This window comes from Mycolicibacterium pyrenivorans, assembly GCF_025821625.1.
GTDB lineage: Bacteria > Actinomycetota > Actinomycetes > Mycobacteriales > Mycobacteriaceae > Mycobacterium > Mycobacterium pyrenivorans.
Window position 1 is genome coordinate 1 of the sequence record NZ_JACKSH010000201.1, and the last position, 5,770, is coordinate 5,770.

Below are 5,770 nucleotides of genomic sequence, written 5' to 3' on the forward strand. Positions count from 1 at the left end.
CCACGGCCCCGCTCACCACACCGAGCGGGGCCGTTCTCATAGCCCACCCATCATCACCGCCAATGACGCCGACATCCTCATCCATAGCGACGGGCAACACACAAAGTGCATGTGACCGCCGCCGTGGCTCCAGTCTTCAAAATCAAGGCTCATGTGGCTGTTTTCCTTCTTCGGTGGTGTGTGGTGTTGTGTGTCGGAACTCACAGCGCCAAGTTGCGCTGCAGTACATCGGGGGTCGTTTGTACCAACCGTTGTACCTCGCGGGCCGTGGCTGCACCCGCCGTGCGAGTGCCGCCCTGACCCCTTCACCCTTGACGGGGGTCATAGGGCGGTCGAGTAGGCGGTGTGCTGACACAACAGGTTGCACCGGAGGAGGCGAATGCACCGAACTGTATTCGACTCCGGGAGGTTCAAATCATCCATTCCTTCATCACCAGCGGGAGCCATTCTAGGCTCCCTCAAACAATGGTACTACCCTGCCTCGGGAGCCATTCTTTGGCTCCCTCGAAGGAGGCTCTGCAGAGCCTCCCTGGAATAACTCTAACGGGGCTCTTCAGGAGCCCCTTGTAAGTGGTTAAAATAATAAACTCTAGAAGGGATTTTCTTTAGGAAAATCCCCTAGAAGAGATCCCTTCAGGGGATCTCTAGACCAACCCCCGAAGGGGTTGGTTAGTTATTACTTCCCCCAACTGCGTTGGGGGTTCAAAGATTCCTTGTCTCGCGTGCGGGGGCCCGCGCGAGGGACGGCCCAAAACCGGCCCCCACCAGCGCAGATGCTCCGTTCCGCTCCGACCCGGCCTCTCAGATGGCCTCTGCGGGCCTGGGCCACGCTCTCCGGTATCGCTTATGCGGACAGGGGGTGTTCGTCGCTCTCCGTGGCCCTCAGAGCCTCTGGGAGGGGTCTCTGATCCAAGGCACAACACTAAGTCCGACCCTTCGGCCCGACTTGTTCCGACGGTACACCCGGCTTGGCATCGAGGCAAGCCCCAATGATTCGTGATGTACCAACGAATGGTGAGTTGCATTCGAGCATTCCAACATTCCGATAAAAGGAATCGCGATAATGACTCGATCCATTATCCTCATTCTATTGGAAGGTCAAACGACAAACCCCCGCCGATTCGATTCGACGGGGGCAGTCGGGAACTCAATCGATCATGCTTCGTCTAGCCACGACGCTCCCGCGTCCCGAAGCGTCTGACGGACGTTGCCGTCAGCCACCGGCAGCGCATACGCCGCCGCGAGCGCGAACTCATCGTCGTCTAGGACGGCCTCCAGCGCCTTCGCTGCCTCCTCGGCGTCCCGGCTTTTGCACCGCGCGGCCTCTTCGCTGAACACCCGCATGCCCTTGCGGATCGTGTTGAGCATGATCCGCCTGACTTCGTCGGCGTCGATACCTTCCCAGCCTTCGACTGGCGCGACTCCCGGCCAGGACAGCGCCACCGCTGCCCAGCACGCCACAGTCCACGCCGTGGTTCCGTTCGGGTGGGCGATCTCCTCGAACTGGTCCGGTGACGCATAGCCCTGCTCGTTCACGTAGTCGGTCCACTGCATTTTGCGCTCTCTCTCCTCGATAATCCGAAACAACATGTCACCGCACAGCGGATCTGCACACTCGTCGCACCAGAAGTTGTCCCGGTGCTCGTCGCACTCGACCGCCACAATCTCATCTAGGAACCCGTCGCCAACGAGGGCCTTCACCGCGTCCCGCAGGTCGGACAGCTCCCGTTCCCGGTGCAGCCCGTGGAGCACGTCGCTCAGCGACCAGAGCCGGTCTGGCTCTTGGGCCAGGAACGCTGCAACGAGTAGGTCGATGTCGATGGTCTCCGGGTGGGCGGCGATGGCGTTCAGCCAGTCGGCGGCGTTCACTTGCTCACCACGGTATCGATGAATACCAGAGCTTCCCTACGGGACTGGTAGACCTCGGAGAGCAGCTCCCAGCCTGAGCCGATTCGCTGCGCCACCTTGTACCCGGTCGGTACCTTGCGGAGCCGGAAGTCTTGGCGCTCGAGGCGAAGCTTCTGCGCTTGGGCGTCGACCCCCGAGGGGTCTAGCTGCCTTGTCAACATGCGATCCTTTGTTTTCGGAGTGGATAGAAGTACGACCACTTCCACACCGTTCCGATGCCGACGAACGAGGCCACCCATGAGGCGTGGACGCTGATGGCCGCCTACGCGGCAACCACTTCGAGGATCAAGCTGGGCCAGATGTGCACGGCGATGAGCTACCGCAATCCTGTGTACCTGGCGAAGGTCGCCGCGACCGCAGACATCATCTCCGGCGGCCGGATCCAGATGGGAATCGGCGGCGGCTGGTACGAACACGAATGGCGCGCATACGGATACGGATTCCCCTCTGCGGGCGTTCGGCTCGCACGGCTCGACGAAGGTGTGCAGATCATGCGTGATGCGTGGCGTGACGGCCGCGTCACCTTCGATGGCAAGCACTATCAGGCCGACGGAGCGATCGTGATGCCCAAACCTCTTCAGCACGAAGGTATTCCGCTGTGGATCGCCGGCGGCGGTGAGAAGGTCACCCTGCGCATCGCCGCCAAGTATGCGCAGTACACGAACTTCACCTCGGAACCGGAAGGTTTCGCGCACAAGTCCCAGGTGCTCTCCCAACACTGTTCAGACGTCGGTACCGATTTCGCTGCCATCATTCGATCGGCGAACGTCAACGTCGTCGTCGGTAGCTCGGAGTCAGAGGTCAAGGACCGGCTATCCCGAGTACGGTCCCGGATGAGCGGTCTCACGGGAGACGCGGCCGCTGATGCCATGCTCAACTCGATGAGCACACCGCAGGCGGGCAGTGGGACTCCGGAGCAACTGATCGAGTCGCTCCAGAGGCTCCGGGATCTCGGTTGCGAGTACGTGATCTGTTACTTCCCCGAGGCGGTCTATGATCGGTCGAGCATCGAACTCTTCGCGCGTGACGTGATTCCAGCGATGGTGTAGCCCGTGTCCCGGTGGGGAATCGGGTGACCGTCATTGGGAACGCGAGCATCGGAGCATTGACCTGCCCGGTGGCCGCGGCGAAGGCCCGTCACGAGGCGGCGCTTGAAGCCGCGGGGCACGCCGACTCCGTCGGGTGCTGGTCCTCGGGTGCGCCGAGCGTGTGATCCGAACGATTGTCATGCCATTGTCGCGAACTCGGATGCCATCGCGGCGTATCGGCTCTCAGGACTGCCTCACACGTGTTCCCGCATCGAGGGGAGGCGACCCCACGGCGACTTTGGTCATGATGATGGCTCTGAAGCCAGTACATCTTGTCGTCAACGATAATTTGCTGGAAAAGCGCCACTAGGCCGTTGAAGTGCATCGGTCAAAAAACTGCGGCAGGTAATCGGTAGCTAATTAGTTGCAGAAGGAAGCATCTTCGCGAACAGCGTGATTATCGTCACGCTCGTGTTCTAAGCTCTCATTGCTGAGGGCGATCGGACCATTTTCCGGTTGCTCTCAGCAAACAATACCGAAGGTAGTGCGAACGAGTCGGGGAGCGGCAATGACGCTGCGCGTGCAAGCGGTGTGCGGACGAAGCCGCGCACGTTCGCCCGGAAGCTGAGCCTGGCCCCTTTGTAGGGGCGTGTCCAAACATCCAGCGGGGGGATCGCAGGCACAGCTAACGGAGGAAAACGTATGTGTGCGACGCCCGCCCGTCATCGTGCGCAATCACGAACCCCCTCCAGGAGTGAGCGGGAGTTCTGGGCGGCCAAAGACCTCCTTGACGGAGCCGGGCCATCTCGGTCGGCACGCCACGCGCGCAAGGCATCTCCGAAATACGCACTTCACATCGGTCGGGTAGGCGCACTGGCCGTCTCGCTGGGTGTCGGATTGGCCGTCGCAAACTCCGCGGCGGTGGCGTACGCGGACACCGACTCGGAATCGGCGTCGACCGCATCCAGCTCCGGCGATGAAACTGCGTCTGCGGGGCCACGGGCGTCGGCAGAGAACTCCGGAGATGAAGCGGAGGACACGTCGTCGGAGACCGGCGACGACACCGCCGATGACGACGTGGCCAGCGGCGACCTGGAAGGGGACGACGCGCAGGAGTCGGACGCCGACGAGGACTCCAGTCCAGCCGAGCAGGACGAGGAGGAGCAGCCTGATCCGGCCGATCCAGAGGTTGATGCGGACGAAGCGCCGCCATCGTCGGACCCCACGGCAGACGAGGACACCGTCGGCGCCGGTGACACACCCGAAGCGCCCATGATCGCTGAAACCTCCACGGCGACAAGTGACCCCGAGCAGCCCGCCGGGGTTGCCGAGGAGTCAGTTGAAGGCGGTGACCTCGACGAAGTCGCGCCGGAGTCGGGCGGCGCCCCTGCAGTCGAGCCGGAGCTGCAGACCGACGTGGTGTCGCTCCAGACGGTTAGTCCTGACAGCGCCGTCGTAGTGGCAACCGCTGCCGCGCCGGTGCAGGAGAGCGTCGACATCGTCTCCGCACTCGTCTCGAGTGTGGTGTCGCCGCTCGCGGACCCGGCGGCGCCTGCGCGGGCTCCCTGGGGTGATGCGCTGTTGGCGTGGGTGCGCCGGCAGATCATCCACACGTTCTTCAACAAGACGCCCGTGGCGGGTCCGATCACGACCGAGCAGATTCTGACGGGTCAGCTGGTCATCGACCTCAACGCCTATGACCCCAACGGTGATCCGCTGACCTACACCATCGTCCAGCCGGAGCACGGACTTGTCTTCAGGGACCCGATCACCGGAAACTTCGTATATACGCCGACCACGATCGTCACCGACCCTCTGACAGACAGTTTCACGGTTGTCGTCAGTGACTCCTCCGAGCATCGCACTGGCGTGTTCGGCATCATCCAGAGCGTGCTGCACGGCCTCTTCCGGTCTCTCGGCATCGCCCAGCGGGACGAGCTCACCGTCACCGTTCCCGTAACCGTGAACCCGATTGTTCAGTTGCCACCGTTGATAGTGACTACCGGGTTGCCGATCTTCACTCTCGGCGGTTCACCGGTGCAGCTGGTGTCGTCGGCGACGATCACCGATGTCGACTCCGACCAGCTGACGAAGGCGACGGTCACGATCGCCACCGGCGGCAAGGCCGGCGATGTGTTGAGTTATGTTGCTCCGTCGGGTAATCCGATCACGGCCTCCTGGGAGGCGGCAACGCAGACGTTGACGCTGACGGGCACGGCGACGATCGAGCAGTATGAGGCCGCGATCAAGGCGGTCACGTTCTCCACCACCGAAGGCGGTTTACCGCGTGGAGTGACGATCTTTGTCACCGATGACGACGACGTGAGGAGTCTGGTGCCGGGTGCGGCGCTGGTGACCGTTATCGGTTTGCCGCCGGTGATCACCACCGTGGGTGCGCCGATTTTCTCGTTGGGTGGGTCGCCGGTTCAGGTGGTCTCCGTGGTGGAGGTGCTTGACGCCATCGGTTTGCCGCCGGTGATCACCACCGTGGGTGCGCCGATTTTCTCGTTGGGTGGGTCGCCGGTTCAGGTGGTCTCCGTGGTGGAGGTGCTTGACGCCGACTCCGACGAACTGTCGGGTGCGACGGTGACGATCGTGACCGGTGGCCAGGATGGTGACGTCCTGGACTACACCGCTCCCTTGGGTAACCCGGTCACCGGAACCTGGGACGCGGCGACCAAGACGTTGACGCTGACGGGGACCGCGACGATCGCCCAGTATGAGGCGGCGATCAAAGCGATCACGTTCTCCACCACCGAGGGTGGGCTGCCGCGGGGTCTCACCGTTTCGGTGACCGATGAGGCCGAGGTTTCGAGTGTGGTGCCGGGTGTTGC

4 protein-coding genes and 1 pseudogene are annotated in these 5,770 nt (G+C 62.6%); 3 read left to right on the forward strand and 2 right to left on the reverse strand.

Features of this window, described 5'->3' with window-relative positions; all coding sequences use genetic code 11:
* Positions 1–1,155: 1,155 nt before the first annotated feature.
* A complete protein-coding gene (locus H7I57_RS23130; RefSeq protein WP_264026334.1) occupies positions 1,156–1,869 on the reverse strand; it encodes a hypothetical protein in 714 nt (237 codons plus the stop codon).
* Positions 1,866–2,066 carry a hypothetical protein gene (locus H7I57_RS23135; protein WP_264026336.1) on the reverse strand — a complete coding sequence of 67 codons (201 nt, stop codon included), beginning with the start codon at positions 2,064–2,066 and terminating at the stop codon, positions 1,866–1,868. Before H7I57_RS23135 ends, H7I57_RS23130 begins: the two co-directional genes overlap by 4 nt.
* Before the next feature lie 33 nt (positions 2,067–2,099).
* Here H7I57_RS23135 and H7I57_RS23140 point away from each other — a divergent pair.
* The 3 genes and pseudogenes from H7I57_RS23140 to H7I57_RS23150 form a co-directional block, all read left to right on the forward strand.
* Positions 2,100–2,957 (forward strand): annotated as a pseudogene (locus tag H7I57_RS23140) (LLM class F420-dependent oxidoreductase); the annotation flags it as partial.
* 23 nt (positions 2,958–2,980) lie between these two features.
* Complete coding sequence (locus tag H7I57_RS23145; RefSeq protein ID WP_264026338.1) at positions 2,981–3,121, forward strand: hypothetical protein; 141 nt, start codon at positions 2,981–2,983, stop codon at positions 3,119–3,121.
* Positions 3,122–3,833: 712 nt separating this feature from the next.
* Positions 3,834–5,770, forward strand: a 1,937-nt coding sequence (locus H7I57_RS23150) for an Ig-like domain-containing protein (RefSeq protein ID WP_372510334.1), incomplete at its 3' end; no start/stop codon positions are given.